We start from the raw sequence: 24,332 nt of genomic DNA on the forward strand, positions 1-24,332 counted from the left end.
GGTCAGGCTCCTTCGCCCGGAACGACAGGCACATGCGAATGCGCGCCGGGCATGATCGTTGCGGGCTGGTGATGAGCTGACGGGACACCGCTTTCAAGCAACCGCAGAGCTGTGCGATAACCATTGAAGGTACCGACATCGACATAAGCGGACCCTGCCTTGACACCATAGGCCACACCTCCGCCCGCAAGGTAGGCGTTGATCAACGTGCCGATATATTCGTCACGACCATCCCGCTCGCGCCAGAGTGCCGCAAGCCGATGCAGGATATGGCCGGGCATCTTGAACGCGCCCCACACCCAGTTCGTGGCGGCGTCCTGCCGCTTGACCTGGACTTCGATCACCCGCTCGTCATCATCGGTAACGACGGCGTCGAAGAATTCCGGGCTATCCACCGGGAAGAGCAAAAATGAAAGCTGATCGTCAGGCAAGTGACAGAAACCGTCCTCGGGAAACCAGATCGTATCTGGAAGCCCGACGAGGACGACCTCGTCGGGCGCGACGAGGGGCGCTGCCCGGAAAATCGCATCGCAGAGACCAACGGGTTGGGGCTGCACCACGAAGAGCGCTGCCGCCTCACCGTAGCCGGCGGCATAATATTCGAGGATGTCGGATTTGCCCGATCCGATGATGAAGCAAATCTTGTCGACGCCTGCCTGGACCATGCGTCGTACCAGATACTCGCTCACGGCGCAGGGGCGTTCGGTCTGTCCGTCGATCCGGCTGCCGACCGGCAGCAACTCCTTCGAGAAGCCGAGCGGTTGAATGCGGCTGCCGCGTCCGGCAGCGGGCACGATGCCCAACATCAGACTGCTTCCTTCATCGGTTCGCCGACTGGGTTTCGCAAGGCATCGGCCAGGATTTTGTCCAGTTCCGCTGCGCGCTTGGCGGAAGTGTGCTCTCCCAAGACCCGCTCGCGGGCTCGCCTTCGAATGCCGTCGAGTTCGAACTCCGGCAATTGCAGTGCCGCGACAACATCATCCGTGTCGCGCGCCAACAGCACTTCGCGGCCGGGTTCGAAGAATTCCACAAGCCCTGGCCATGCGTCGGTGATGATGGCAGCTCCGCACGCGGCCGCTTCGAAGAGCCGTCCCGACGGGCACCAGCCCTTTTGCGCCATCGCTTCGCGGGTGACGTTCAGTGTCAGTCGCGACGAGGAGAAGAACGCCGGATGGTCGGCGGGCGGCAGATGTCTGACAAAGAAGATGTTGTCGCTCCATGGGAATTCCTGCGGATATTGGGCGCCGCCGATGATGAAGCGCTGGTCGGGCAGGCGCGCGGCCGGGCGGACCAGAAGCATTTCGACGCCGGCCTGGCGATCCGCCGCGTAGGTCCCGAGATAGGACAGATCACCGGCGAATTCGGCCCGCTTCTCTGCCGGCCGGTGCTGGTCCGGATCGACATGCCCGTAGAGCGGCATCACGCGGCGCGCGCCCAGCACCGTCTTCAGCGCCTCGATCGCCGGGCCGCCGGTGTAGCTCAGGACGAGGTCGTAGTCGGCAAGGCCTTCAGGTCCGAAATAGGGCGGACGCTCACCTTGTTCGACGCGGGCAAGCGTGACTGGAGTATCGAGATCGTAAAAGACACGCAGTCCGCGGCTTGCCTGCTGCGCGAGGCGCGAAGCCTCGACGGCGTCGGGACAGTAAGAGGTGACGACCATGACATCCGCTTGCTTCATCGCCCGTTCCGCGACGCGGCGGATGTCCTCCCAGTCCGGATAGATGACGACGTTGCCTCCGTCGAGCTGATCCAGATCGCGGGTCCCGGCATAATAAGGAGTGTCGCGTTCGAAAAAGGTGATCGACCAGCCCAGCCGGGCGAGGGCGCGGATCAGCCCACGCCACAACGTGGCATGGCCGTTTCCCCATGAAGACGTGACGGTGAGACCGAAAATGACCATCCGCATCGGGAATTTCCTCGTCAGGCAGCTTCGTTCAATCGCAGAAGCTTCGAGCCCCAGTCGCCCGATACGATCGTCGTGATCGAGGCGGGATCGATGTCGAAGCGAAAGCAGTCGCCCACCGGCAAGCCAAGCACCTTGCAGACGGCGGCCTTGATCACATCGGCGTGGCTGATCAGGGCGACACATTGGTTCTGATGCAGCTCGCGGACGCCGTTCATCAGCGAGACGATGCGCTGCTGGACATCCAGCATGGTTTCGCCGCTCGGAGTCCTGGCCTCTTGCCGCTGATCGTTCCACGCGCGCCAACTGGCATCGCCGTTCAATTCGTCGAAAGTCTTCCCCGACCAGTCGCCGAAGTCGATCTCATCGAGTTCGGCGCAGATCGCAATTTCGCCGACACCGCAAGCGAGAGCGATCGGCACCGCCGTCTCCTGCGTGCGCTCGCGCGGGCTGCATAGAATGGCTGCAATGGTCTCACGGGCCATGCGGCCGCCAAGCTGCTCGGCTTGAGCCTTGCCGGCCTCGCCGAGACATACGCCGGCCATGCGCCCCGCGAGGTAGGAGCCGACATTGTCGTGCGCCGCATGGCGGATCAAGAAGAAGGTCGTCGTCATTCCGCGGCATCCAGCAATGGCTCGTCCTTGCCAGCGATGAAAGCGAGCGTGCGCTGGCGCGCTTCGGCGTCGGTGAACTGTTCGGGAGGCGATTTCATGAAATAGCTGCAAGGACCCGTCAGCGCCCCGGCAATGCCGCGATCGAGCGCAAGCTTGGCGCAGCGCACCGCATCGATCACCACGCCGGCTGAATTGGGCGAATCCCACACCTCCAGCTTGAGCTCGGCATTCAGCGGCACGCCGCCGAAGGTTGTCCCTTCGACGCGGATGTAGGCCCATTTGCGATCGGTGAGCCAAGGCACATGATCGCTGGGTCCGACATGGATGTTGCCCGGTTCCAGGGGAACATCCAGCTGGCTGGTTACCGATTGCGTCTTGGAGATCTTCTTCGATTCCAGCCGCTCGCGTTCGAGCATGTTGAGAAAATCGGTGTTGCCGCCGAAATTCAGCTGATAGGTGCGATCGATGCGCACGCCGCGCTCGCGAAAGAGATTGGCCAGCAACCGGTGCACGATGGTGGCGCCGACCTGGCTCTTGATGTCGTCGCCGACCAGCGGCAGCCCGCGCTGCTCGAAGCGCCGGCGCCATTCCGGACGCGAGGCGATGAAAACCGGTATGCAATTGACGAAGGCACAGCCGGCCTCGAGCGCGCATTCAGCATAGAAGTGCGTCGCCTCCTCCGAACCCACCGGCAGGTAGGAGACCAGCACATCGGCTCCGCTGTCGCGCAGGATCTCGCTGACATTGGCAACCGGTTCGGACGCTTCTTCGATTTCGTCGCGCAGATATTTGCCGATCCCGTCCAAGCGTCGGCCCGCGTTCGACGCGAACGCCGGTCGTTGGCGCGTCGGCAAAGCGGAACGTGTTGTTGGGGGGAGCGTAGATCGCATCCGCGACGTCACGGCCGACCTTGCTTCTTGCGACATCGAACGCACAGACAATTTCGATGTCGTCGACGTGATAGCCACCGAGATCGGCATGCATCAGCCCCGGGATCGGTTCGTTGCTTTTAGCATGACGATAATAGGAAAGGCCCTGCACCAGGGAGGATGCGCAATTACCCACTCCAACGATACCAACACGAACTTTTTTCGATCCCACGAAACTGCCGCCCTATGCTGTTCAAAGGTAAGTTCCTTGCGCCGAACCGCCACCGTGCCGGAATGTTCCTTGGCTTGGTCAAAAATTGCGCGAAGCAGCATGGATCGAAGCTGCACGCGCCGCGTTGCCCGCACGGCAAGCATCGGAAATCGACCAATGATCGTCTACGGCGACCACAAGCGCCCCAAGAACGCACGACAGCTTCAGGAGGCGGCGATCGAAATGGCGCAAGGCCTCGATCGCTTGCCTTGCGGCATCCGGCGCCATGCCGCATTGGTCGGGCTGTTCGTCAGCGTGTCGGAACTGGTCCAGGGGCTCGCCGATGTCGACTTCAAGGCCCGGGGTGTCGACACCAATTCGCCTTCGCAACAGCAAGGCGCCAGGCTACTGGTCGGGCTTGCGGCGGAGGTGGCGAGGTCGTGGCGAAACGGGTTCGCCGTGGATGGTGGCATCGACCCGCGACTTCTCCAAATGCTGGCCGGGCTCGATTGCAAGGCAGAGGTTTTGACCGGTTCGGCCGAGGGCTACGCGCACTATGCGCTTTATCCAGAGAGTTATCTCGGCGCGGCGCGGATATCAGGTCTCGATGCGAACACATGCGTGATCGGCATCCGCAGCATCGGCCTGGGGCTCGCGGCCGTGGTGGCGGCCGCGATCGGTGCGCCGGCGCCCATTAGCGTGCGCCCGATTGGGCATCCTTTCGATCGGTGCCTCAATGCCGATCCGCGTTTGGTCGCGGCCTGGAGGAACGAGCCGTCGGCTCGCTTCGCCGTCGTCGACGAAGGTCCTGGCCTGTCGGGAAGTTCGGTCCATGCCGTCGTCGCGTGGCTGAGAAGACAGGGCATCGGTACGGACCGCATTCACCTGTTCCCCAGCCATTCGGGCGATCCGGGCGCCGAAGCGTCGCCGGAGGTTCGGGAGACATGGGTGCGCTGCCGCAAGCATGTGGCGATGACGTTCGAACGCACCTTTCCCGAAAGCTCGCAAAGTCCAACACTGCGCGATTGGGTAGCCGAGGCGGTCGGCAGTCCGAAATTGCGCTTGACCGAAATATCCGGCGGCGCGTGGCGACCCCTTCACTATACCGACGAAAAGCGCTGGCCACCGAGCACACGTGGCACCGAACGGCGAAAGTTCCTGGCCTCCGCGGGTCAAGATCGCTGGCTTGTCAAATTTGTCGGCCTCGGCGAAACCGGGCTGCGCAAGACACAAGCCGCCAAGATGTTGCATCAAGCCGGATTCGGGCCGCACGTCATCGGGTTCTGCCACGGTTTTCTGGTCGAACGGTGGGCCGATGGCACGACGATGGATCAGCTACCGCTGTCCAGGCAGGGACTTATCACGGCGTTCACACGCTATCTGGTCTGGCGCGCGACCAATCTGCGAACCTGCGAAGCCGGTGCATCATTGCTCGCCCTCGCGGAAATGGCCGTTCACAATGCTTCCGAAGCTTTGGGCGAAAGCCGGGCGGCGAGACTGCGGACCTGGTTCTCGAAGCACACGCCCACAGAGGTGTTGGAACGGGCCGAGATCGACGGCAGGCTGCATCCCTGGGAGTTTCTGGTCGGTTCCGATGGCACGCTGATCAAGACGGATGCTGTCGACCATTGCCGAGGACACGATCTGATCGGCTGCCAACCGATAGAATGGGATATTGCAGGCGCCTGCGTAGAATATGACTTGTCCGAAGCCGAGGCGGCGACGTTGATCGGCGGCATGGATAGCCGCATCGAGACCGGGCTCATCGATTATTTCAAACCTTGCTATTTGGCGTTTCAGCTCGGGCTGTGGAGCATGGCCGCTCAATCCGAGAATGGCCGGGAAAAAGCAAGGCTCGAGGAGACGGCAAACCGATATGCGGCAGGGCTGACACGGTTCCTGGGCAAGGCCAGGGGGGGATAGCCGCCGTCAGTCCAGCCTTCGCAACATGTCTGCTTCCTGCTCGAGAATACTAGCCACCTCCTCCCGCTGCAGATGCGTCATCATCAGGCTGACACAGCATTCCAGATAGGTGATAGAGGCTCGCCGCAAATACGCGGCCGTCTCTCGTTCCGCCATCTTGTCGATATCGGTCCGAGATCGCTTGGGGTGCATGAGGAGGTCCTCCATATCTGGTCTTCTCGTCAAACCACAAGCTTGCGCCGATGTTCCGCGCGAATCCGTGCGAAGATGTGGCTGCGGTCCGGCATCAGGCAGGGAGGTTCTGCAGCCCACCTGACGTGGGTCTCGCTCTTGTGGAGCGTTCTGCCATTTGATCCCCGATCGAGCCGCCTTCAAGCGCGACGAAATAGCTGATCGTTCGGGCGAGCCCCTCGTTGAGAGGCACTCTTGGCGTCCAGCCGAGCAGCGCTTTTGCGCGCGAGATGTCGGGCTGCCGGCGTCGAGGATCATCCTGCGGCAGCGGCAGGAACGTCATATCCGATTTGGTGCCGGTCATAGCCTTGATCATTGCCGCCAGTCGCACAATGGTGAATTCGCCGGGATTGCCCAAATTGACCGGCTTGCCCGGATTAGGATTGATATCCATAAGACCCATCAACCCGTCGATCAGATCGGAGACGTAGCAGAAAGATCGCGTCTGCATGCCGTCGCCGAAAATCGTCAACGGGCGCTTCTCGAGCGCCTGCATGATCAGGTTCGAGACGATGCGGCCGTCCGCCGGATCCATTCTCGGCCCGTAGGTGTTGAAGATACGCGCGACACGAACATCGGCCTTGCCGGCTCGCAGATAATCGAAGCAAAGTGTCTCGGCCGTGCGCTTACCCTCGTCGTAACAGGCGCGTGGGCCGGTGCAGTTCACATGGCCGACATAATCCTCCCTCTGCGGATGTTGCTCCGGATCGCCATACACTTCACTGGTGGAGGCCTGCAGCAATCGCGCGTCGTTGCGGGCCGCGAGTTCGAGCAGGTTCAACGTTCCGATGACACAGGTTCGCGTGGTGTGGATCGGATCGGCCTGGTAACGCGGCGGTGAGGCGGCGCATGCCAGGTTGAAAATGCGATCCACCGGCTCGCCAAGGTCCAATGGACGGCAGATATCCTGCTCGATCAACCGGAAACCCGGCTGGTCCATGATCGCGTTGATGTTCTCCATGCGACCGGTAAGAAAATTGTCGGCGCAGATCACACGCCAGCCATCGCGTAACAATGCTTCGCAAAGATGCGAACCGAGGAAGCCCGCGCCACCGGCGACGAGCACCGTCTTTGCCCTTTGCGCTTTTTTTGTTTGTCGCATCGCGATTTTCTCCTGTCTGCCAGTCATGCTGCACTTCCGATATCGAGATCGAGGACCACCGCCCCCTTTTGCGTAAGCGCCGTGAGGAATTCGCGAGCCCTGGCCACACCGGTGTGGGAGGCAAGAACGAGTTCGCGTGCCCGGTCGGCCATGGCGAGACGTGTACGAGTCGATTCCCGGGACAGGATCGCGACGATCTCGTCCGCCTTCTTGGCTGTGTGGATCGTCGATGCGGGGAAGAAGCTGTCGAGGCCTGGCCAGCGGTCGCTGATGATCGGCGTGCCGCAAGCAGCGGCTTCGAAAAGCCGCACGCTGGGCGACCATCCCGCGGCAATCATGGAACTGCGTGTGACGTTCAGCGTGTAGCGCTGACGGCTGTAGAATGCGGCATGATCGGCCGGCGGCAAGTGTTCGATGCGCTCGACGTTGTCGGGCCAGTCGATATCGGACGGATATTGCGAGCCGGCCACGACGAAACGCCGATCCGGCATGCGCCGTGCAGGCTCCAGCAGAAGCGCATTGAGCGTGGCTTGCCGGTCGGCGCTGTAGGTGCCGAGATAACCGAGGTCCCAGCCGATCGGATCGGCGGTGCGGTGATGTCGTTCCGGGTCGACCGAACAGTAGAGCGGCTCGGCGCGGCGTGCGCCGAAGGTCTGTGTCAGATCGGCAAGCATCGGCCCGCCGGCAAAAGAGAAATAGATGTCGAAGTAGGGGATCTGGCGCCAGCTCAGATAGTCGCAATCGTCCGCCGACAGCTTCGCCAGGGTCACCGGAGTGTCGATGTCGTAAAAGCAGAGTTGTCCTTTGCTAAGAGAAGCGACGGTGTCGATCACCGCGCGCCCTTCCGGCACGAAGGAGCCGATCACCACGACATCGGCCTGGTGCAGACACCGTGCGTAGTCGCTTTGCAGTTCGGGGACGGTTTCATAGTAGCGCAAGGCGCAGAAATCCGGATCGCGCAAATCGCGGTGATTGGCGTACCACGGCACATCGCGCTCCAGAAAAGTCACGCGATGGCCGAGTTGGTGGAGGCCTTTCAGCAGACCTCGAAAAGTGGTGGCATGGCCGTTTCCCCAGGACGAGGAAAGCGACAGGCCGAGAAAGACGATGTCCAACTGCCTGGTCATTCGGCCGCCTCCACGGTCCCCTGAGTCAAATGCCGTTTGAAGACCGCATCAGCCACGGCCGCCCGCAATGCGTAGGTATGATCGGCGAGAACGCGCCGAAGTGCGGCCTGGCCGATCGCCTTTGCCCGGGCGGGGGTCAGCGCCTCCATGATTTCGGCGACATCGCCGCCGTCGCGCGCCACAAGGATCTCCTCGTCGGGTTTCAGGAACAGCTCGACGCCGAGCCAAGCATCGGTGATCAGGCAAGCGCCGGCGCCAGCCGCCTCGAAGACACGCGTGGCGGGTGAAAAACCGTTCGCGGCCATGCTGTCGCGGCTGATGTTCAGCACCGCCTTTGGCGTGACATTGAAGGCGTTGTGATCGCGGGTCCCGACATGGCCGAGCCAGCCGACATTGGCGGGGAGCGGCTTGTCGCCCCACCCAGATCCGCCGAGCAGAAACCGTTGTTGCGGCAGCTGGCCTGCAGGATCGAGGAAGAACGATCCCACACGCGCTTCACGGTCCGGCAGCCTGTTTCCGAGGAACGCCAGATCGCAGGCAAAACGCGCATTGCTGGCGACCGGGTGGTGCGTTTCGGGATCGAGCGCATTGTAGATGGGCACGCACTCATTCGCGCCCATGGCACGGTAGGCCCAGACCACGGGATCGCCACCGCCATAGGTCAACACAAGGTCGATTTCTTGCAGCGCACGATGCAGCGGGTGGTCCGGCTCGTCGCGCAGCTGGGCGAGCGTCGCCGGCGCGTCGACGTCCCAGAATACGATGAGCGCGTCGCTGCGGGCGTGGTCGAGCACGGCGCGCAGCAGCGCCTCGTCCTCGAAGCCGACGCCACTCGCCTTGACGACGATATCGGCCTCGGCGGCACGCGCCGCCACCTGCATCAGGGCATGGTGGGTTGCCTCGTAGACGACGACCGAGCACCAGTCAGGCGCCTCGATGTCGCGGTTCTTTTGCCGGTCATATACGTCAGGCTCATAGAAGGTGATTTCGTAGCCCAGTTGCGAAAGCGCCTTCAGCAAACCTCGGTAATAGGTCGCGGCGCCGTTCCAGTAGGACGACAAAAGGCTCGATCCATAGAATGCGATCTTCATGCTGCGGCTTCCTTTGCGGAGGTCAGCTCGGCGGTGTGCAGGGTCGTGCATTGCCTGAGCACGTCGACCAACTCGTCGACGCGGTGGCGGCAGGTGTGCCGTGAGCGGATGGTCTCAAGACCCGAGGTCACCAGGGAGGCCGCAAAATCCGGATCGGCCAACACCGCCTGGAGGTGTTGCCGCATTTGCGATCCATCCTCGGCAAACAGGAAGTCGACGCCGGGCCTGAAAAGCTGCTCGACATCGGACCAAGGCGCTGAAATCAGCGGGATGCCGCAGGCAAGTGCCTCGAACATGCGGATTGTCGGAATTCCAGGCAAGCCTTCACGATAAGGACGCCGCGGGATGTGCACGGTGACACGATGCGCGGCGAACGCCTTCGGCACGTCGGCATTGGCGATCCACCCTTCGTAACGCAGACCGGCGGCGGCCAGATCGGCAAGTGCCGGCTCGGGATAGCGGACACCGTGAACAGTGGCCCGAAGACCGAGATCGCGCACTGGTTCGATCAGGAACTCCTGGATCTCGGCCGTCCGCTCGTCGTCGCCCCAGTTTCCGATCCAGACCAGGTCGGACGTCGCGTGGATTTCGGGGTGCGGCTTGAATAGGCGATCGTCCGCCGCTTCATGCCAGGTGAAGACACGCTTGCCCCAGCCGGCGCGCAGATAGCTCTCCCGCAGCGCTTCGCCAAACGCGAGAACGCCATCATAATGTTCCAGGCGGAGCGCCGAGATTGCCTCGGTGGCCGACACGGCGCGGTGATGGGTGTCGTGAAACAGCAAGGTGAATTCGCCGCCATCGGCCCGGGCACGGCCGATGCGAGCGACAAGCTTCGGGTCGGTCCATTCGTGGACGATCACCACGTCGGCCTCGGCGATCCAGGCTTCATGGTCGAACCCGGCATCATAGGTCACCGGCATCAGTTCGGGGAAATCCTTGCGAAAACGTTCGATCGCGAAGGATCCCTTCTCGGCCAGCAGGTTCGATCGGCTCCAGCCGTCCGCCGGCTCCAGAGCGATGGCCTGATGCCGGCGCGCCACCAGTTCGCGCATGACGCCTCGAAGGAAATGGGCATTGCCGTGGTTCCAGTCGGAGACGAGCGAGTGGGTGTAGAACAAGAAGCGCATGATCAGCGCTCCGCAACGGCCAGCGCCGCCTTTTCGTAGACATCGCGCATGGCCGCTGCCTGCCTCGCCAGCGTGTACCCGCGGCTTCGGCGGAGGGCGGCGTGGCCGAGCTCTCGCCTATGCCCGGCATCGCTGGAAAGACGATTGATGCAGGCAGCGAGATCATGCGGGTCGCGCCCGTCAAAGAACATCGCGGCCCCATCCCATAACTCGCGATAGGTCTGGATGTCCGAGAGCACCAGGGGCGTTGCCGACATGGCCGCTTCCAGCGCCGCCAGACCGAACGGTTCGTAGAGCGACGGAGACACGAAAATACCGGCGCGGGCCATCAAGGAGCGCACCTCGTCATGCGGCAGTGCTCCGAGAGGAACGGCATGCTTGACGATGGCGCGCTCGCCGTTCGGGCCGTGAAGCGAACCGGCTGTAAAGAGTGGCCATTGCGTCAACGAGGCGGCCTGGTCGACCACCGCCACATTCTTTCCCTCGTCCCACCAGCGGGCGGCGGCGAAGACGAGCGGCTGGCGGGCTTCTGCTGTCGGGACCGGGTGTGCGGCATTTCCGACGACGTGAAGGCGTGCGATCGGGCCATAGCAGGTCTCGAGCAGCTCGGCATGGCTGCGGCTTGGGGCGATGACTGCGTCTGCCCTGTCGAAGCCGTGCCTGTTGCGCTCTTTCTGCCAGCTCCATGCGCCATCCAACGCCTGGCCCTTGACGGAATGGAACCATGTCGTCACGCATGAATGCGAGACCGCTATAACTGGGCAAGGCGCGTCCAACCCCACGGCCTGCGTCGGTCCGTTGAGATGGACAAGGTCTATGGCGTAGTCGCGTATGGGCGCACGCAATTCCAGCGGCAGACCGTCGAGGTCGCCGGCGCTGCGGGTCATCCAGTCCAGAGGCGTATTCAGCCAGATGAGCGTCGCGAAAGACCGTGCCTCTTCGGCCTGTTGCTTGGATGGTTGCGGCCCCAGACCGGCGAACACAACGCTGTCGCCGCCATTGACCAGTTCCCGGCCGAGATCAAGCGCGTAGCGCCATACTCCGCCCATGGCGTCGACGGTCATCAGGATGCGGCGCTTGCGTGGCGTCAGTGTCCGCAACATGCCGCCTCCAGTTCCGCCAGCGGGCGCGGGCGCTTTTCCTGGATGTCGCTGAACTTCTGGAACGATGCGAGGTAATGGTCATGGGCGCGCTCCCAGGCAAGGTCGTCGGGTTCGCCCCAAAGCTCGCGATAGCTGGGCGAACTCGGATATGGATAAAGCGGTACGGGTTCATTGGCCCACACGCCATTGTCGATCAGGTGGGCGCGCCAGTGATCGACAAGGGCAGGATCGTCCTCGACGACGCCGATCAGATTGGCCTGGACGAAGGGAACGTGGCGTCTGGCCTTGACCAGTAGCGCGGCAAGCTCCTCGGTGCCCAGCCGGCAACGCTTCGCCAGCATGGCCCGCCCTTCCACCGTCAGGCTTTCGAGGCCGGCTTCGATGGACACGCAGCCTGCCGCGCCCAGCAGTTCCAGCAGCTCGGGTTTCCACAGATCGATGCGGGTCTGGACGCCGAATTTCACATCGCGGCCGACCAACGCCTCCAGCAACGCTTTTTGCGGAAGGAAGATTTCGTCGATGAAGTAGATGTAGCCGACACCTTGGGCGATCAGCCGATCGATTTCAGTTACCACCGCTTCGTGGTTGCGGCGGCGATAGGCATCGCGGAAATCGATCTTGGCGCAGAAGCTGCAATTGTAGGGACAGCCGCGCGAGGCCTCGACCTCGGCGCCGAATCCAAGCTGTTGGTTATCGAACCGGTGATGGTGGTGTGAATGGGCCGCAATCCAGTCGGATGGCCATTCCAGCGGCGGGTGATCGACAAAAGAACTGGCATGGACGCCGCCGTTGGACACCAGCTTGGCGTCCCGCAGATAGGCGGTCGAGGGTACCGCGCTCCAATCGTCGCGTCGTGCAAGTTCCGCGACGACTTCCTCGCATTCGCCCCGCACGACAATGTCGACGCCCAGCTTGCGCAAGGTCGGCGCCGGCGTCGCCGAACCATGTGGGCCGACCGCGACCGTGCGTCCGCCACGCCCGGCCAAACGATTGAGGAAGTCGGCCGGCACCCGCAATTCGGGCGGTGCGCAGCGCCAGAACAGATAGGTCGGCGCGGTGCTGACGACCGTCATTGCCGGTGCGAAATCAACCACGCGTTCGCAGAGCCCGGAATTATCGAGCTTCTGCAATTGCCCATCCAGCATCAGCACCTCATGGCCGGCCGCTTCGAGCAGGGCTTTCGAATAGCCGAGTTCCAGCGGCAGATGCGGTTGGCGGCAGCCGAAATAGATGCTGTCGTCATATGTCCAGGACGGGTTGACCAGGGCTATTCTCATGCGACGTACCTCACGGCTTCGGGGCGGGGCTCGAGCCGGTGGCGCTGCAGCCAGTCGGCGAGATCGCGAATGCCCTCGCGCCACGCAACCTGGGCCTTCCATCCAAGCGCGGTCTCGATCTTGCGGGTATCGGCGACGAAGAAGGGCTGGTCGCCGGTCCGTTCCCCATCGTGGCGGACCGAGAGTTCGCGGCCGGTCAGGCTGCCGATCTCGCTCAACAGCATACGCAGGCTGAGCGCATTTTCTGGTCCGCCGCCAAGATTGAATGCCTGGCCCGTGGTGATCTCGATCCGGTCCAGCACGGCCTTGTAGGCGGCGACCGCATCGGAAACGTGCAGGATGTCGCGCACCTGCCTGCCATCGCCATAGATGGTGATTTCCCGTCCCGTCAGGGCGCTGAGCAGAAAGTGCGCTACCCAACCCTGGTCCTCGGTTCCAAACTGGCGCGGTCCGTAGATGCAGCTCATCCGCAGCACCGCCGTGGGCATGCCGTAGGATTTGGCGTAGTCGAGCACATACTGGTCCGCCGCGCCCTTGGAGCAGCCATAGGGTGTGCAGAAATCCAGACCGCGGGCCTCATTGATCCCGCCGGCCTGGATCGCGCTATCGCAAGGTATGTAGCGGTCGTCGTCCGCGCGAACCGCGATGTCGGGGAGGCTGCCGTAAACCTTGTTGGTGCTGGCGAAAATCACCGGGATGCGCTCGCCGCTCAGCCGCGCCGCTTCCAGCACGTTGAACGTGCCGCGAAGGTTGATGTCGAAATCCTCGTCCGGCCGGACCAGGCTCGTGGTGACGGCTGTCTGCGCGGCCAGATGGAAAATCGCCTTGGATCTCATCAGAACTGGCGCCAGGGCATTGGCGTCCCGCACATCGGTGGTCTCGACTGTTAAACGGCCACCGTGTTTCTGGGCAAGCCATTGCAGGTTCTGTTCGACGCCGGGACGGCTGAGATTATCGACCACCAGCACCGGCTCGCCATCCGACAACAGGCTGTCGGCCAGGTTTGATCCAATGAAGCCGCTGCCGCCGATGATGGCGACCGGCGCTTCGCGTCGGTTGCGTGCGCCCGGGCTCATGACACCAACCCGCGCTCTTCGAGTTCGCGCTTCATTTCGGCGCCGCGGTCGACGGCGGCCGTGTTGCGCACCCAGGAAACGAAATCCCCGAGAGAGTTCTCCAATCGCAGGCCGGGTTCGAAACCGAGCAACTCACGTGCCTTGGAGATATCGGCGAAGCAGTTGCGAATGTCGCCGGAGCGCGCCTTGCCGAGCAGGTCGGGCGAACGGTTCGGGGCTCCCATGGCTTCCGCCAGTAATCGCGCGACTTCGCTGATCGCATAGGCGCGGCCGCTGCCGATGTTGATGACGTGGCCCTTTGCCTGACGTTGCTGCAGGGCAAGGCGAAAGGCGCGGGCGACGTCATGCACATGCACGAAATCGCGCTTCTGTTCGCCATCCTCGAAGATCATCGGCCGTTGGCCATTGGCGAGACGTGAAGCGAAATTGGCCAGCACGCCGGTATAGGGATTTGATAGCGCCTGGCCGGCACCGAAGACATTGAACAGGCGCAACGCGACCGCATCGATGCCGTAGGCTTCGCCGAAGATCAGCACGGCGCGTTCCTGGGCGTATTTCGTCAGCGCGTAGATCGAGGCGAGATCGACCGGTTTTTCTTCATCCGTAGGCAGCGGCGAAAGGGGTTCGCCTTCCGGCGACAGCGGATTCCACTGTCCGCTTTTGATGTCGCTCGTCTTGCGCCTTGCGTTGTCGATGCGCTGGCCCTCGGGCGTGGCATAGAGGCCCTCGCCATAGACGCTCATCGAGGAGGCGACGACAATCCTTTCGACCGGATGCTTGATCAGCGCTTCAAGCAGTGTCGCCGTGCCCAAATCGTTGGTGCCGACATAGCGCGCGATCTCGTACATTGATTGTCCGACGCCGACTTCCGACGCCAGATGAATGACAGCGTCAACGCCTTCCAGCGCCTCGGCAACGGCCTCGCGGTCGCGAATGTCGCCCTTGATCAGTTCGGCACCGGCGGGAAGCGCGACTGCTTCGCCTGCATGCACCTGCTCCAGCAGGGCGTCGAGAATACGAACTGAATAATCCTGAGCGATGAGTTCTTGTGTGACGTGGCGGCCGATGAAGCCGCAGCCTCCTGTAACCAATATGCGTTTCACGACGACTCCTCGGACAAGTGACCTCGGCGCCCCGAACTTTTCGGCAAAAGGTTTGTTCCCTGTGCTTCAACAAAGTTCCCTTCGCGGGCTTCGTCTGAAAGCAAGCGCAACGCCATCGGGCCGCAATGCGGGAACATTGCCGCCGGTATGCTGTTAGGGCGCTCGACAGCCGCCGTGACGCCGAAAGGCGAAGCCGATGATCAAGGGAGATTTCAATGTCGCAGTCCCAGACGACCACCAATCACGACGAAATTCGCAAATGGGCCGAGGAGCGACAAGGTCGTCCGGCGGTGGTCCGCACCAAGGGGGAGGGCGGCATCTTGCGGATCGACTTTGGCGAGCCCGAGGAAGCATTCGACCCTATCGATTGGGACGAGTTCTTCCGGATATTCGACGAGAATGATCTGGCCTTCCTCTATCAGGCCAAGACCAGCGACGGAAAATCCAGCCGTTTCAACAAATTCGTCGAGCGTGATCGCAAGAGTTGAGAAAGGCTGCCCTACGGCCGGTGCCGCGGGCCCCAGAAAATCTCGAAATTCGCTGGAACAATCGACGGCCCCATTGCTTCGGGCCCTGAGCCAGAAAAGCGATCCAGCAATCCCCCAGGGAAGCGCCTTGGCTTCGGCCCAGGAGAATTCAATGCATCAGCTTTGCGCCGCGGGCTTTTGCCACTTCTCGCATGACGTCGTTGAGCCAGTTTTCGGTGGACTGGCCAAGCTGCCGGTGGTCCACGTCCCGGATCGCTTGCTCGAGTGTCCTCTCGACCAGCCGGTCCGATGCGTTGACGTCCCCCAGCAGAAGACGCGCCGCGAGGCGCAGTTTGGGCAAAAGAGTGAAAACGTCGTCTGGCGGGGAGGGCACGGAAATGTCCGCTTGTTCGGACCCCTGCGGCGGAAAAAGGGCATTGAACACAGCCTTGCTGCCCGAGGATTTCCGCAAATTGCTGGCGTAACGGAGATGCTCGGGGATGGCGATGTCGTTGTCGCCGCTGAAGAATACGAACGGGATACCGCGGCGCATCAACTTGTCGGCGATCGGAAACACGCGTCGGCCGTTAAGATTGACGTCCAGGATCGCAGCTTCGGCTTGATCGGTATGTTCAGACGCCTGCTCGACGGTAGCCGCGGGCCCGAGGATGATAGCACCCATGTTGCTGAAAAACCTCGCAAGATCTCCCGCCATCGACCATTCGTCTTCAACAATCAGAATATGCAACCCCCGCAGATCGCGCACGTCGTCATCCTTTCTTCGAACGGAGTTTAGGATGCAAAGAAGCCACTTCCGCTTTCCTGTCATCCAGCGCCGCCTGCAATCGTTTCGCAAGCGCCAGCATGCGATCCGGGACGGGCCCATCGAGACCTTCGATTAATTCAGGCGCCCCCGGCACCATTGGCGCCAGGAGTTTCAGGCCAGCAGAGCGTTTTGTCATTGAACCACCATGGATATCGGGTTCAACGTCATGCATGCTGACTTGTTCCATCCTCCCTGCGCGCTATATGGTTGTGTCCTGTCCGATCCGACCTTGAGAGACTTCATGTCGGTCGGGCGAAAGGGGGGACATGCCGTGACAACCCGATCAATCAAGTTCCCCATCGTCGGCATTGGTGCGTCCGCGGGTGGCATTCCCGCAATGGAAGGGTTTTTCAAGGGCATCACCGATCGGCCCGGCATGGCGTTCGTGATCATCACGCATCTCAGTCCCAAGCGCAACAGCCTGCTGCACGAGGTCATCGACCGCTACACCGAGATGCCTGTCGTGGTGGTCGAGGACGGCGTGGCTGTTGAACCCGACCATGTCTATGTGATGCCGGAAAACGTCACTCTGGTCATCGAGAATGGCGTGCTGCACCTGCGGCGGCCCAATGGGCTTACCCAGGAGCGCAAACCCATCGACATCTTCTTCAGCGCACTCGCCGAAGACCAGGGTGAATACGCGGTCGGCGTCGTACTGTCGGGAGGTGATTCCGATGGAACCTTGGGTGCAAAGGCCATCAAGGAGCGGGGCGGGCTCACCGTGGCGCAAGCGCCGGACGGCTACGGTCCGCGCAATCCCGACATGCCGCAGAGCGCTATTGCCAGCGGGCTCATCGATGTTGCCGTGCCCGCCGAGGAGATTGGGGCGAAGCTCGAGGCTTACGCCCGCGGCTTCGACACGCTGGACGGCCTGACGAACGAAGAAGACGACCATACGGCCGACATAGATAAAGTCCGCGAACAGATATACGGCATTCTACGCAGCCACTCCGGCCACGACTTTTCAGGCTATAAAACCAAGACGTTCCTACGCCGGATCAAGCGGCGCATGCAGATCGCCCAGATTCAGTCCATCAGCGCCTATATCGACTGGCTGAAGAAGGACCCTCGCGAGGTGATGAACCTGTTTCGCGATCTGCTGATCAATGTCACTAACTTCTTTCGCGATCCCGATGCCTTCGAATTGCTGGAACGAAAGATTATCCCGAGGCTGTTCGAGGGCAAGACCGCGACCGACACGGTTAGGGTCTGGGTTCCCGGCTGCGCCACCGGCGAGGAGGTGTTCTCCATCGGCATCCTGCTGCGTGAACACATGGAAACGCTTTCTGCCGTTCCGCGCGTCCAGATATTCGCCACCGACATAGACGAGCCGGCCCTGGCGGTGGCGCGCGCGGCACGCTATCCCGAAGCCTTGATGCAGGGTCTTTCCCCGGAGCGCAAACAGCGGTTTTTCAACGGCGATGGCGAGAGCTACGTCATCAGCAACGAGATCCGGGAACTGTGCATCTTCTCGCCGCATAGCGTCATCCGCGATCCGCCCTTTTCGCGCATGGATCTGGTTTCGTGCCGCAACCTGCTGATCTATTTCGGCCCGGCCATTCAAAGCCGCGTTCTTCCTGTCTTCCACTATTCGCTGAAGCCGGGTGGCTATCTTTTCCTCGGCACGTCCGAAAGCGTCGGGCAGCACGAAAATCTGTTTGCCACCGTCGACAAGAAACATCGCCTCTTCCAGGCACGGGAGCATGCCTCGCCACATATCAGGCTGCCGGCCCTTATTGGGGATGTCCCTTCCGGCGTCTTTCCCGCCGAAACCGCTGGCTTGAAGAAGGGCACGATCGGATATCCGCTGCGCCAAGCTGTCGAGGCGCAGGTGCTGGAGCGGTTCGCGCCGCCGCATGTCCTCGTCAACGCCGAAGGCGACGTCGTCTACTATTCGGCGAGGACCGGCAGATACCTCGAAGCGCCGCAAGGCATCCCCAGCCGGCAGTTGCTGACGATGGCGCGCCGCGGGCTTCGGTTGGACCTGCGCGCCGCATTGAGGGAGGCGACGACGACACGCCGCACTGTTGTGCGGGACAACCTCGCCGTCGAGGAAGACGACGAACGCGTCCAACCGATCAGGCTGACGATCGAACCGCTCGCCGAGAGGGGCAATGGTGAGCCGCTTTACCTTGTCCTCTTCGAGCCGTCTGGCCCGACCATGGCCCGGTCCGATGAGGACGATGGCAGCCGTGACAGCGACAGCACCGCCGATCTCGAGCGGGAACTGCGAGACACAAGAGAGCGTCTTCAATCCACCATAGAGGAATACGAGACGGCCCTCGAAGAGGTGAAATCGTCGAACGAGGAACTCGTCTCCGTCAACGAAGAGGCGCAATCCACCAACGAGGAGCTTGAAGCGTCCAAGGAAGAGATGCAGTCGCTGAACGAAGAACTCAACACGATCAACGCGGAGTTGACCAGCAAGATAGAAGAGCTCGATCACGCCAACAGCGATCTGCGCAATCTGTTCGAAAGCACCGACATCGCGACCATTTTTCTCGATCGCAGTCTTGTGGTGCGGACCTTCACGCCGGCGGCCTCATCCTTCTTCAGTCTGCGCCCCTCCGACGTCGGCCGGCCGCTGACGGATCTGTCGAGCCAACTCGACTATCCTGAGTTGAAGCAGCACATCGACAAGGTTTTCGAGACAGGCGAGATCCTGAACCACCATCTTGCGCGCGATTCCAGGGGTCTGTTTCACATGGTCCGAATCAATCCCTATCGGGACAAGGGCAACAGGATACAGGGCGTCGTGGTGACACTTGTCGACGTTACCACCCTGGCGCGGGCGGAAGAGCATCAGCAGGTGCTCATCTCGGAGCTCAACCATCGCGTCAAGAACATGCTGGCGGTGATCGCCAGCATCGCCAACCGGACGCGGGACAGTTCGGATACAAAGGAAGAGTTCGCGGAGGCCTTGATCGGCCGGCTGCATGCCATGTCCCGGGCCTACGGACTGCTGACCCGCGAGAGGTGGAAAGAAGCTTCGGTCAAGGAACTGCTCCACCAGGAACTCGAGCCGTTCGGCATCGAACGGATCGAACTCGATGGCGACGACGTAAGACTCGGCCCGCAACAGGGACTTTCCCTCAGCATGGCCATCCATGAACTGGCAACCAATGCGGCCAAGTATGGCGCCCTGTCCAAGCCTCGAGGCAGGATCGGCGTCAGATGGGCGATGGATGGCGATAATTTCACGCTTGGCTGGCGCGAAAAGGACGGCCCTCCAGTCAAGGAGCCGTTGAACAACGGCTTCGGCCTGAACCTGTTGAAGGGGGAAATCGGCTACAGGCTCGGCGGCCAGGTCGACACCTCCTTCCGCAAGGACGGCCTCGATGTCCAGATCGCTTTTTCGGCAAACCACAAGGACGCGCCGTGAGCGACAGACCTCGCGTTCTTGTGGTGGAGGACGAGTGGCTGATCGCGGAGGACGTCGCGTCTGACTTGCGTGCAGCGGGCTATCCTGTGGTCGGGCCTGTTTCGTCCGTTGCCGCCGCACTTCGGCTGGTCGAGGCCGACAAGGTCGACATGGCATTGCTGGACGTTCAACTTAACGCCGAAACGAGCCTGCCGATCGCGGAGATATTGCTGGCTCGCGGCACTCCTTTCGCGTTCGTAACGGGATATGGGCAGGGCGATCTTCCCGCCCGGTTCCGAAACTGCAAATTCGTGGCAAAACCCGCAAGCGAAGCGGCTATCCTCACTGCCGTGGCCGACCTGGCGTCGCTTCGCGCCAAGAAGTCGTCATGATCTAAAGAGCCAGCCCGTCGCGATCAATCCAGCGGCTTGTCGGTGGGCCGGGGCGTGGTGCTCGCCTGGCGCGGCCGACCGGCATTTCGGTTGGCGACCGGATTGTCCAATGGAACGCTCGACGGACGCGACGCGCCCGAGGTCTTTGGCGTCAGCGGTTTTGCACCGGCATCCGTGTCGCTGGCATCCCTCCTTGGGTGCGGCAGGCCCTCGGCGTTCGGTGACCGGACGGCGGGTTTCGAGGCAGAATCTTCCTTGGCCATGATGGTTCCTTTCCTTGCACGAAACGATCTCAATCATCGGCAAGATTGAAAGTTCCGCGACCGCGACGGCACCGACGCCGTCAACGGGAGGGCACGAGCGAAGACGAAACGGTTCTCGTGCCGATGAACGGCTCACCCATGCGGCCGCATGACCACCTTGATGCAGCCGTCCTGCTTGTCGCGAAACGTCTTGTAGAGATCAGGCCCGGCTTCGAGGCCGGCCCTGTGCGTGATCACGAAGGACGGGTCGATCTCGCCGGTCTGGACCTTGGCCAAAAGCGGTTCGAGATACCGTTGCGTATGGGTCTGGCCCATACGGAACGTCAGGCCTTTGTTCATCGCGGCGCCAAAGGGGATATGATCGACGAGGCCGATATACACGCCGGGGATCGAAATGGTGCCGCCCTTGCGGCAACAGTAGATTGCTTCGCGCAGCACATGTGGCCTGTCGGTGCCGAGGAAGGCAGCCGCCTTGACCTTGTCGAGCATGGAGTCGGCACTGGCGCCGGCGTCGGCTTCGGTGCCCACGCAATCGATACAGCGATCCGGCCCGCGGCCATCGGTCATCGCCATCAGGGCGTCGTAGATATTTGAATTGCTGAAATCGAGTGTCTCGGCCTTGCCATGCTCGCGAGCCATGGCCAATCGTTCCGGAACCTTGTCGATCGCGATTACGCGACCGGCGCCGAGCATCCATGCGCTCTGGATGGCGAACTGGCCGACCGGACCGCAGCCCCAGATCGCGACCGTGTCGCCGGGCTCGATGCCGGCGTTCTCCGCTGCCATGTAGCCGGTCGGAAAGATGTCGGAAAGAAACAGCACCTGCTCGTCATCCATGCCTTCCGGCACCTTGATCGGGCCGACATCGGCGAATGGAACGCGCAGATATTCGGCCTGGCCGCCCCAATAGCCGCCGACCAGATGCGAATAGCCGAACAGGCCGGCCGGCGATTGTCCCATCACCTCCGCCGCTTGCTTGGCATTGGGATTGGACCGATCGCAAAGCGAGAACAGCCCCTTCTGGCAAAACCAGCACTCGCCGCACGAAATGTTGAACGGCACCACGATGCGGTCGCCCTTCTTGAACTTGGAATGGCCACGGCCGACCTCCACGACCTCTCCCATGGTCTCGTGTCCAAGCACGTCGCCCGATTCCATGGTCGGCATGTAGCCGTCCATCAGATGCAGGTCCGAGCCGCAAATGGCGCAGCAGGTGACCTTGATGATGACGTCACGGTCATCCTCGATGGACGGATCCTGCACCTGATCGCAGCGTATATCGCCTTTGCCGTGCCATGTGAGGGCTTTCATCGTGTTGCTCCTGCGTTGACTATTTTGAGGTGTCGGCAAATTCATCGTTCAGCCGAAGTGGGCTGCCACCGACGATTATCTTGCGATACTCACAAAGGGCCTGCGTTCGCGGACAGGAAGAGATCAGTCTCTGGACGCCGAACCCGGCTCGGCCATTTTGCGGTGCTGTTCGGCCAGCGTGCCTGCCGGGGTGATATGCGCGGCGGCGACCTGCAACTTGTTCTTCCAGCCGCTGATCACTTGTTCCTCTCCCGCCATCATCGCCTCATAGCCGGTTTTGGCGACGTCGGCCGGATTGTCCTTCTCATCGGTGCCGACCTTTGTATCCATCATTTCGGCGCGTTCGAAGAACCGCGTCTGCGTCGCCCCGGGCATCAGCACCGTGACTGTGACGCCGGTGTCCTGCATCTCATGGCGCAGTGCGATCGAGAAGGAATCGATGAACGCCTTGGTGCCGTTGTAGACCGCCTGGAAAGTGCCGGGCATGAAGCCGGCAATCGATCCGGTGAACAGAATTCGGCCACGGCCGCGGCGAGCCATCCTGGCGCCGAGTTCATGCGCGAGGTAGACCGTGCCGGTAATGTTGGTGTCGATGACCCGGCGAACTTTCTGCCAATCCTGGTCGAGAAAGCCGTCGCCGAGTCCGCGTCCGGCGTTCAGGAACAGAAGGTCGACGTCGCGATCGCCGATCTGCATGATGAGTTGATCGACGCCCTCGACGGATGCCAGATCTGCCTCGATGGCTTCAACAGTCACATTATGCGAAGCCAGAGCCTCGGCCGCCTGTTGGACCGCGGGCTCGTCGGCGGCTATGATAAGGTTATAGCCGTCCTTGGCGCATAGTTTGGCAAGTTCCTTGCCGATGCCGCTCGATGCGCCCGTCACCACGGCCAGCTTTGCATTGGTCATCATGTCCTCCGAAAACCGTTCTGGCCGAACCAGCGGGGTCCCTGATTGTTCCGCGTGGACCAGATCGAAATGCTGGCTGCCGGAGGACCATGCCAGTCGACTCCCTTGGCGCGTTCAGGCGCGAACGACTCGGGGACGGCGAAGTGGAACAACTGAGGTCGATCCATGTTCGGTGTCGTGCGGCGTCGTCGCTCCCCTTGTTTGACGCCGCGCGATCGGGTTCCCCTCAGCCTGATCAGCCCGCGCGCTCCCCTGCCGGGAGGCGCGGGCTTTCTCACGAGCTTGGCGGTCATGTCTTGAGTTCATCTGGGAACAACCCACACACTCGGCAGTTCGGCCGCAGGAGAAACGAAATGCGATATGCCGATGAAATCGCGCTCAGGCGCGTGAAGATGCTGGTCGAACAATATGTATCCGCCAGAAGCAGGAGATATGATTTCGTCTCGACCGAGCTGGCGTGCAAGGCCATTCGTCAGGTGGTTCGCAGCCCCATCGACGATAGCGAGCTGGATCATTTGCTGGCTAAAAGTGCCGTCAAACAAGGGCTTTCCATCCGGTTCGACCGGATAGGATCCTTGCAGGCTGCTTCACCCGAACTCATCCAGGAAAAGTCAGTATGAAAGCGATGTGGTTGATTTGGTCGGCGTCGGCGTCGCTCGTTTTGGCGGCGTGCAACAACAATGCCGACCCCGTCAAATCCAAGACGGATACGATGAACAGCCAGCCGGTCGACAAGAATCCAACCACGGATACCAATCCGACACCGCAGTCCAGTACCGGCGGGGACCAGCAAGGCACGCAGCCGAGGCAACCGGCATTACCGAAGCCGTCTGGTGGTTAGGGGCAGCGTTGTTGCTTGTCGGGTTGTAACGCCGGCGAGAGTCGTAAGTCGCGCATGAGCCGACAGCAAAGCGACGCCGCGTCTGGTTTCGACAGATCGGCAACGGCAGATTTCATGACGCTCTTGCGAATGCGAATTTCAAACCTCGCGCCTCCTTGACCTTCCGGAGCTCGCGAAGCGCGCGGCGCTGGCGCGACCCGGCCGCGCTCGATCCCTTAAGTTGCCACGCTGCTGGGGCGACGGCCGGTGCCCGGCCTCGGTGCCACCTGGCTGTGGAACTATTTTCGTCATTGGCTGTTCGGCAGGCTAAGGGAGCCGCAGGATGGAACGACGCAACGCACTACTCTCGCTGGTGATAGCCGGGGTCATAATTGTCGGTTTCCTGATCGGCTTTCTCTACGTCGATATGGGGTGGCGCACCTCGCCCCTGAAACGAGCGCCTGAACAGAACCAGGGCGGCAACGCTCCGGCCGACACCTCACCGGCCGCGGGAGTCAAGAAAGACCCCAAGGAAAATACCGAGATGCCGGGGCAGCAGTGATTCACCGCTCGCCAACAGCCGCAACTTGGTCAACAGTCCCGCCGTCCTTCATATCACAGCCGAGGGCGTTGTCTGTCATCCACCGTGTTGTGCCTGACGCTTCTTCTGCTCCCGGTCTGGTTGGCCGCTGGTTTTTCCCACTGGCTCTGGCTCGCGCTTCGCATATCGGACCGACGACAGGAGATTGCGTGCTTCTCGGAACATCTCCGCTGGACTGACCTTTATCAGGATGGAGAGCAAAAGCTATGGAGCTTGGTGATGGGTATACTTTCCGATCTGGACAAGAAGCTGACGGACAACATGTATGAACATGGCAGCGAGCTCACCGACGCAGTTGCGGACCTGCCGCGGCCCGTCGTTGAAACCGTCGACCAGCTGATGGTTTTCATTCAGCCCGAAGCGCGCGAGACAGTGAGAAAACAGGTTCTTGGCCTGGTCCACGAATACAGGATCGAGAACCCTACAGACCCAACAGAGCAGGATTGAACTAGCCGTTCTGGTCGATCGCGTGGGGCGCGGGCTGGCTGCCGCCATCGTTGCTCGGTCTATGGCTGCCGAACCACAACCAAGCCGCAATGACGACGACTGCCACGATGGCTATCCAGACTATCAGACGAGGCATTGCGGAATCCTCTGTGCCAGCAGCCCATCACGTCGACGATCA

General features: G+C 61.7%; 26 protein-coding genes and 1 pseudogene. 8 read left to right on the forward strand and 19 right to left on the reverse strand.

Annotation, left to right across the window (positions count from 1 at the left end; all coding sequences use genetic code 11):
* Positions 1 to 2: 2 nt before the first annotated feature.
* The 4 genes and pseudogenes from ACVWWD_RS14205 to ACVWWD_RS14220 all read right to left on the reverse strand — a co-directional run bounded on the left by ACVWWD_RS14205 (position 3) and on the right by ACVWWD_RS14220 (position 3,618).
* Positions 3 to 806: a sugar phosphate nucleotidyltransferase gene (locus ACVWWD_RS14205; RefSeq protein ID WP_023771279.1), complete on the reverse strand. Its 804-nt coding sequence runs from the start codon at positions 804 to 806 to the stop codon at positions 3 to 5.
* Positions 806 to 1,906 (reverse strand): CgeB family protein, encoded by a 1,101-nt coding sequence (locus ACVWWD_RS14210; protein ID WP_457103153.1) that lies wholly within the window; start codon positions 1,904 to 1,906, stop codon positions 806 to 808. The genes ACVWWD_RS14205 and ACVWWD_RS14210 overlap by 1 nt, the downstream gene beginning before the upstream one ends.
* A gap of 14 nt (positions 1,907 to 1,920) precedes the next feature.
* Positions 1,921 to 2,517, reverse strand: coding sequence for a histidine phosphatase family protein (locus tag ACVWWD_RS14215; RefSeq protein ID WP_023782376.1), 597 nt, complete (start codon positions 2,515 to 2,517; stop codon positions 1,921 to 1,923).
* Positions 2,514 to 3,618 (reverse strand): annotated as a pseudogene (locus ACVWWD_RS14220) (inositol-3-phosphate synthase). Before ACVWWD_RS14220 ends, ACVWWD_RS14215 begins: the two are co-directional and overlap by 4 nt.
* Positions 3,619 to 3,774: 156 nt before the next feature.
* On the opposite strand from ACVWWD_RS14220, the gene ACVWWD_RS14225 reads away from it, so the two are divergent.
* Positions 3,775 to 5,520 carry a hypothetical protein gene (locus ACVWWD_RS14225; RefSeq protein WP_457103154.1) on the forward strand — a complete coding sequence of 582 codons (1,746 nt, stop codon included), beginning with the start codon at positions 3,775 to 3,777 and terminating at the stop codon, positions 5,518 to 5,520.
* Between the two features lie 6 nt (positions 5,521 to 5,526).
* Here ACVWWD_RS14225 and ACVWWD_RS14230 read toward each other — a convergent pair whose 3' ends face one another.
* The 9 genes from ACVWWD_RS14230 to ACVWWD_RS14270 form a co-directional block, all read right to left on the reverse strand.
* Positions 5,527 to 5,727 (reverse strand): hypothetical protein, encoded by a 201-nt coding sequence (locus tag ACVWWD_RS14230; RefSeq protein ID WP_015319152.1) that lies wholly within the window; start codon positions 5,725 to 5,727, stop codon positions 5,527 to 5,529.
* A 79-nt stretch (positions 5,728 to 5,806) separates the two neighbouring features.
* Positions 5,807 to 6,853: a UDP-glucuronic acid decarboxylase family protein gene (locus ACVWWD_RS14235; RefSeq protein WP_023771274.1), complete on the reverse strand. Its 1,047-nt coding sequence runs from the start codon at positions 6,851 to 6,853 to the stop codon at positions 5,807 to 5,809.
* 23 nt (positions 6,854 to 6,876) lie between these two features.
* Positions 6,877 to 7,980 (reverse strand): CgeB family protein, encoded by a 1,104-nt coding sequence (locus tag ACVWWD_RS14240; protein ID WP_457103155.1) that lies wholly within the window; start codon positions 7,978 to 7,980, stop codon positions 6,877 to 6,879.
* Complete coding sequence (locus tag ACVWWD_RS14245) at positions 7,977 to 9,071, reverse strand: CgeB family protein (RefSeq protein ID WP_352546847.1); 1,095 nt, start codon at positions 9,069 to 9,071, stop codon at positions 7,977 to 7,979. The genes ACVWWD_RS14240 and ACVWWD_RS14245 overlap by 4 nt, the downstream gene beginning before the upstream one ends.
* The gene (locus ACVWWD_RS14250; protein ID WP_023771271.1) at positions 9,068 to 10,198 is read right to left on the reverse strand and encodes a CgeB family protein; all 1,131 of its coding nucleotides are present in this window, start codon (positions 10,196 to 10,198) and stop codon (positions 9,068 to 9,070) included. Before ACVWWD_RS14250 ends, ACVWWD_RS14245 begins: the two co-directional genes overlap by 4 nt.
* A 2-nt stretch (positions 10,199 to 10,200) precedes the next feature.
* Positions 10,201 to 11,301 carry a glycosyltransferase family 4 protein gene (locus ACVWWD_RS14255; protein WP_352546849.1) on the reverse strand — a complete coding sequence of 367 codons (1,101 nt, stop codon included), beginning with the start codon at positions 11,299 to 11,301 and terminating at the stop codon, positions 10,201 to 10,203.
* A complete protein-coding gene (locus tag ACVWWD_RS14260; protein ID WP_023782370.1) occupies positions 11,286 to 12,578 on the reverse strand; it encodes a TIGR04295 family B12-binding domain-containing radical SAM protein in 1,293 nt (430 codons plus the stop codon). Before ACVWWD_RS14260 ends, ACVWWD_RS14255 begins: the two co-directional genes overlap by 16 nt.
* Positions 12,575 to 13,654: a GDP-mannose 4,6-dehydratase gene (locus ACVWWD_RS14265; RefSeq protein WP_352546851.1), complete on the reverse strand. Its 1,080-nt coding sequence runs from the start codon at positions 13,652 to 13,654 to the stop codon at positions 12,575 to 12,577. Before ACVWWD_RS14265 ends, ACVWWD_RS14260 begins: the two co-directional genes overlap by 4 nt.
* A complete protein-coding gene (locus ACVWWD_RS14270) occupies positions 13,651 to 14,757 on the reverse strand; it encodes an NAD-dependent epimerase/dehydratase family protein (RefSeq protein WP_023782368.1) in 1,107 nt (368 codons plus the stop codon). The genes ACVWWD_RS14265 and ACVWWD_RS14270 overlap by 4 nt, the downstream gene beginning before the upstream one ends.
* A 215-nt stretch (positions 14,758 to 14,972) precedes the next feature.
* Here ACVWWD_RS14270 and ACVWWD_RS14275 point away from each other — a divergent pair, with 215 nt between their 5' ends.
* Complete coding sequence (locus ACVWWD_RS14275; protein WP_023771266.1) at positions 14,973 to 15,245, forward strand: hypothetical protein; 273 nt, start codon at positions 14,973 to 14,975, stop codon at positions 15,243 to 15,245.
* Between the two features lie 148 nt (positions 15,246 to 15,393).
* Here ACVWWD_RS14275 and ACVWWD_RS14280 read toward each other — a convergent pair whose 3' ends face one another.
* Positions 15,394 to 15,990 carry a response regulator gene (locus tag ACVWWD_RS14280; protein WP_023782367.1) on the reverse strand — a complete coding sequence of 199 codons (597 nt, stop codon included), beginning with the start codon at positions 15,988 to 15,990 and terminating at the stop codon, positions 15,394 to 15,396.
* Positions 15,991 to 15,994: 4 nt separating this feature from the next.
* The gene (locus ACVWWD_RS14285) at positions 15,995 to 16,222 is read right to left on the reverse strand and encodes a hypothetical protein (RefSeq protein WP_156939358.1); all 228 of its coding nucleotides are present in this window, start codon (positions 16,220 to 16,222) and stop codon (positions 15,995 to 15,997) included.
* A 69-nt stretch (positions 16,223 to 16,291) separates the two neighbouring features.
* Here ACVWWD_RS14285 and ACVWWD_RS14290 point away from each other — a divergent pair, with 69 nt between their 5' ends.
* Together ACVWWD_RS14290 and ACVWWD_RS14295 are read left to right on the forward strand one after the other, a co-directional pair.
* Positions 16,292 to 19,432: a CheR family methyltransferase gene (locus tag ACVWWD_RS14290; RefSeq protein WP_051410196.1), complete on the forward strand. Its 3,141-nt coding sequence runs from the start codon at positions 16,292 to 16,294 to the stop codon at positions 19,430 to 19,432.
* Positions 19,429 to 19,803: a response regulator gene (locus ACVWWD_RS14295; RefSeq protein ID WP_023782365.1), complete on the forward strand. Its 375-nt coding sequence runs from the start codon at positions 19,429 to 19,431 to the stop codon at positions 19,801 to 19,803. The genes ACVWWD_RS14290 and ACVWWD_RS14295 overlap by 4 nt, the downstream gene beginning before the upstream one ends.
* Before the next feature lie 23 nt (positions 19,804 to 19,826).
* On the opposite strand, the gene ACVWWD_RS14300 is transcribed toward ACVWWD_RS14295, so the two are convergent.
* From ACVWWD_RS14300 to ACVWWD_RS14310, 3 genes are all read right to left on the reverse strand, one after another.
* Complete coding sequence (locus tag ACVWWD_RS14300) at positions 19,827 to 20,066, reverse strand: hypothetical protein (RefSeq protein WP_352546853.1); 240 nt, start codon at positions 20,064 to 20,066, stop codon at positions 19,827 to 19,829.
* 132 nt (positions 20,067 to 20,198) lie between these two features.
* Positions 20,199 to 21,377: a zinc-dependent alcohol dehydrogenase gene (locus ACVWWD_RS14305; protein ID WP_352546854.1), complete on the reverse strand. Its 1,179-nt coding sequence runs from the start codon at positions 21,375 to 21,377 to the stop codon at positions 20,199 to 20,201.
* Positions 21,378 to 21,500: 123 nt separating this feature from the next.
* Positions 21,501 to 22,286 (reverse strand): SDR family NAD(P)-dependent oxidoreductase, encoded by a 786-nt coding sequence (locus ACVWWD_RS14310; RefSeq protein ID WP_031240530.1) that lies wholly within the window; start codon positions 22,284 to 22,286, stop codon positions 21,501 to 21,503.
* Between the two features lie 353 nt (positions 22,287 to 22,639).
* On the opposite strand from ACVWWD_RS14310, the gene ACVWWD_RS14315 reads away from it, so the two are divergent.
* From ACVWWD_RS14315 to ACVWWD_RS14330, 4 genes are all read left to right on the forward strand, one after another.
* Complete coding sequence (locus ACVWWD_RS14315) at positions 22,640 to 22,906, forward strand: hypothetical protein (RefSeq protein ID WP_023771258.1); 267 nt, start codon at positions 22,640 to 22,642, stop codon at positions 22,904 to 22,906.
* Entirely contained in the window at positions 22,903 to 23,127 is a 225-nt protein-coding gene (locus tag ACVWWD_RS14320; RefSeq protein WP_352546855.1) for a hypothetical protein, read from the forward strand. The genes ACVWWD_RS14315 and ACVWWD_RS14320 overlap by 4 nt, the downstream gene beginning before the upstream one ends.
* A 322-nt stretch (positions 23,128 to 23,449) precedes the next feature.
* Positions 23,450 to 23,668, forward strand: coding sequence for a hypothetical protein (locus ACVWWD_RS14325; RefSeq protein WP_023794700.1), 219 nt, complete (start codon positions 23,450 to 23,452; stop codon positions 23,666 to 23,668).
* Between the two features lie 258 nt (positions 23,669 to 23,926).
* Complete coding sequence (locus tag ACVWWD_RS14330; protein ID WP_023771255.1) at positions 23,927 to 24,154, forward strand: hypothetical protein; 228 nt, start codon at positions 23,927 to 23,929, stop codon at positions 24,152 to 24,154.
* Between the two features lies 1 nt (position 24,155).
* Here ACVWWD_RS14330 and ACVWWD_RS14335 read toward each other — a convergent pair whose 3' ends face one another.
* Positions 24,156 to 24,290: a hypothetical protein gene (locus ACVWWD_RS14335; RefSeq protein WP_023771254.1), complete on the reverse strand. Its 135-nt coding sequence runs from the start codon at positions 24,288 to 24,290 to the stop codon at positions 24,156 to 24,158.
* Positions 24,291 to 24,332 lie beyond the last annotated feature (42 nt).

This window comes from Mesorhizobium sp. URHB0026, assembly GCF_054059755.1.

Excerpts from the sequence above, each read along its gene's own strand:
- ACVWWD_RS14300 (WP_352546853.1), bottom strand. The coding sequence starts at position 20,066 with ATGGCCAAGGAAGATTCTGCCTCGAAACCCGCCGTCCGGTCACCGAAC.
- ACVWWD_RS14245 (WP_352546847.1), bottom strand. The coding sequence starts at position 9,071 with ATGAAGATCGCATTCTATGGATCGAGCCTTTTGTCGTCCTACTGGAAC.
- ACVWWD_RS14225 (WP_457103154.1), top strand. The coding sequence starts at position 3,775 with ATGATCGTCTACGGCGACCACAAGCGCCCCAAGAACGCACGACAGCTT.
- ACVWWD_RS14240 (WP_457103155.1), bottom strand. The coding sequence starts at position 7,980 with ATGACCAGGCAGTTGGACATCGTCTTTCTCGGCCTGTCGCTTTCCTCG.
- ACVWWD_RS14315 (WP_023771258.1), top strand. The coding sequence starts at position 22,640 with ATGCGATATGCCGATGAAATCGCGCTCAGGCGCGTGAAGATGCTGGTC.
- ACVWWD_RS14305 (WP_352546854.1), bottom strand. The coding sequence starts at position 21,377 with ATGAAAGCCCTCACATGGCACGGCAAAGGCGATATACGCTGCGATCAG.
- ACVWWD_RS14210 (WP_457103153.1), bottom strand. The coding sequence starts at position 1,906 with ATGCGGATGGTCATTTTCGGTCTCACCGTCACGTCTTCATGGGGAAAC.
- ACVWWD_RS14325 (WP_023794700.1), top strand. The coding sequence starts at position 23,450 with ATGGAACGACGCAACGCACTACTCTCGCTGGTGATAGCCGGGGTCATA.
- ACVWWD_RS14265 (WP_352546851.1), bottom strand. The coding sequence starts at position 13,654 with ATGAGCCCGGGCGCACGCAACCGACGCGAAGCGCCGGTCGCCATCATC.
- ACVWWD_RS14310 (WP_031240530.1), bottom strand. The coding sequence starts at position 22,286 with ATGACCAATGCAAAGCTGGCCGTGGTGACGGGCGCATCGAGCGGCATC.
- ACVWWD_RS14320 (WP_352546855.1), top strand. The coding sequence starts at position 22,903 with ATGAAAGCGATGTGGTTGATTTGGTCGGCGTCGGCGTCGCTCGTTTTG.
- ACVWWD_RS14260 (WP_023782370.1), bottom strand. The coding sequence starts at position 12,578 with ATGAGAATAGCCCTGGTCAACCCGTCCTGGACATATGACGACAGCATC.
- ACVWWD_RS14230 (WP_015319152.1), bottom strand. The coding sequence starts at position 5,727 with ATGGAGGACCTCCTCATGCACCCCAAGCGATCTCGGACCGATATCGAC.
- ACVWWD_RS14290 (WP_051410196.1), top strand. The coding sequence starts at position 16,292 with ATGTCGGTCGGGCGAAAGGGGGGACATGCCGTGACAACCCGATCAATC.
- ACVWWD_RS14235 (WP_023771274.1), bottom strand. The coding sequence starts at position 6,853 with ATGCGACAAACAAAAAAAGCGCAAAGGGCAAAGACGGTGCTCGTCGCC.
- ACVWWD_RS14215 (WP_023782376.1), bottom strand. The coding sequence starts at position 2,517 with ATGACGACGACCTTCTTCTTGATCCGCCATGCGGCGCACGACAATGTC.
- ACVWWD_RS14255 (WP_352546849.1), bottom strand. The coding sequence starts at position 11,301 with ATGTTGCGGACACTGACGCCACGCAAGCGCCGCATCCTGATGACCGTC.
- ACVWWD_RS14205 (WP_023771279.1), bottom strand. The coding sequence starts at position 806 with ATGTTGGGCATCGTGCCCGCTGCCGGACGCGGCAGCCGCATTCAACCG.
- ACVWWD_RS14285 (WP_156939358.1), bottom strand. The coding sequence starts at position 16,222 with ATGCATGACGTTGAACCCGATATCCATGGTGGTTCAATGACAAAACGC.
- ACVWWD_RS14335 (WP_023771254.1), bottom strand. The coding sequence starts at position 24,290 with ATGCCTCGTCTGATAGTCTGGATAGCCATCGTGGCAGTCGTCGTCATT.
- ACVWWD_RS14250 (WP_023771271.1), bottom strand. The coding sequence starts at position 10,198 with ATGCGCTTCTTGTTCTACACCCACTCGCTCGTCTCCGACTGGAACCAC.
- ACVWWD_RS14275 (WP_023771266.1), top strand. The coding sequence starts at position 14,973 with ATGTCGCAGTCCCAGACGACCACCAATCACGACGAAATTCGCAAATGG.
- ACVWWD_RS14330 (WP_023771255.1), top strand. The coding sequence starts at position 23,927 with ATGGGTATACTTTCCGATCTGGACAAGAAGCTGACGGACAACATGTAT.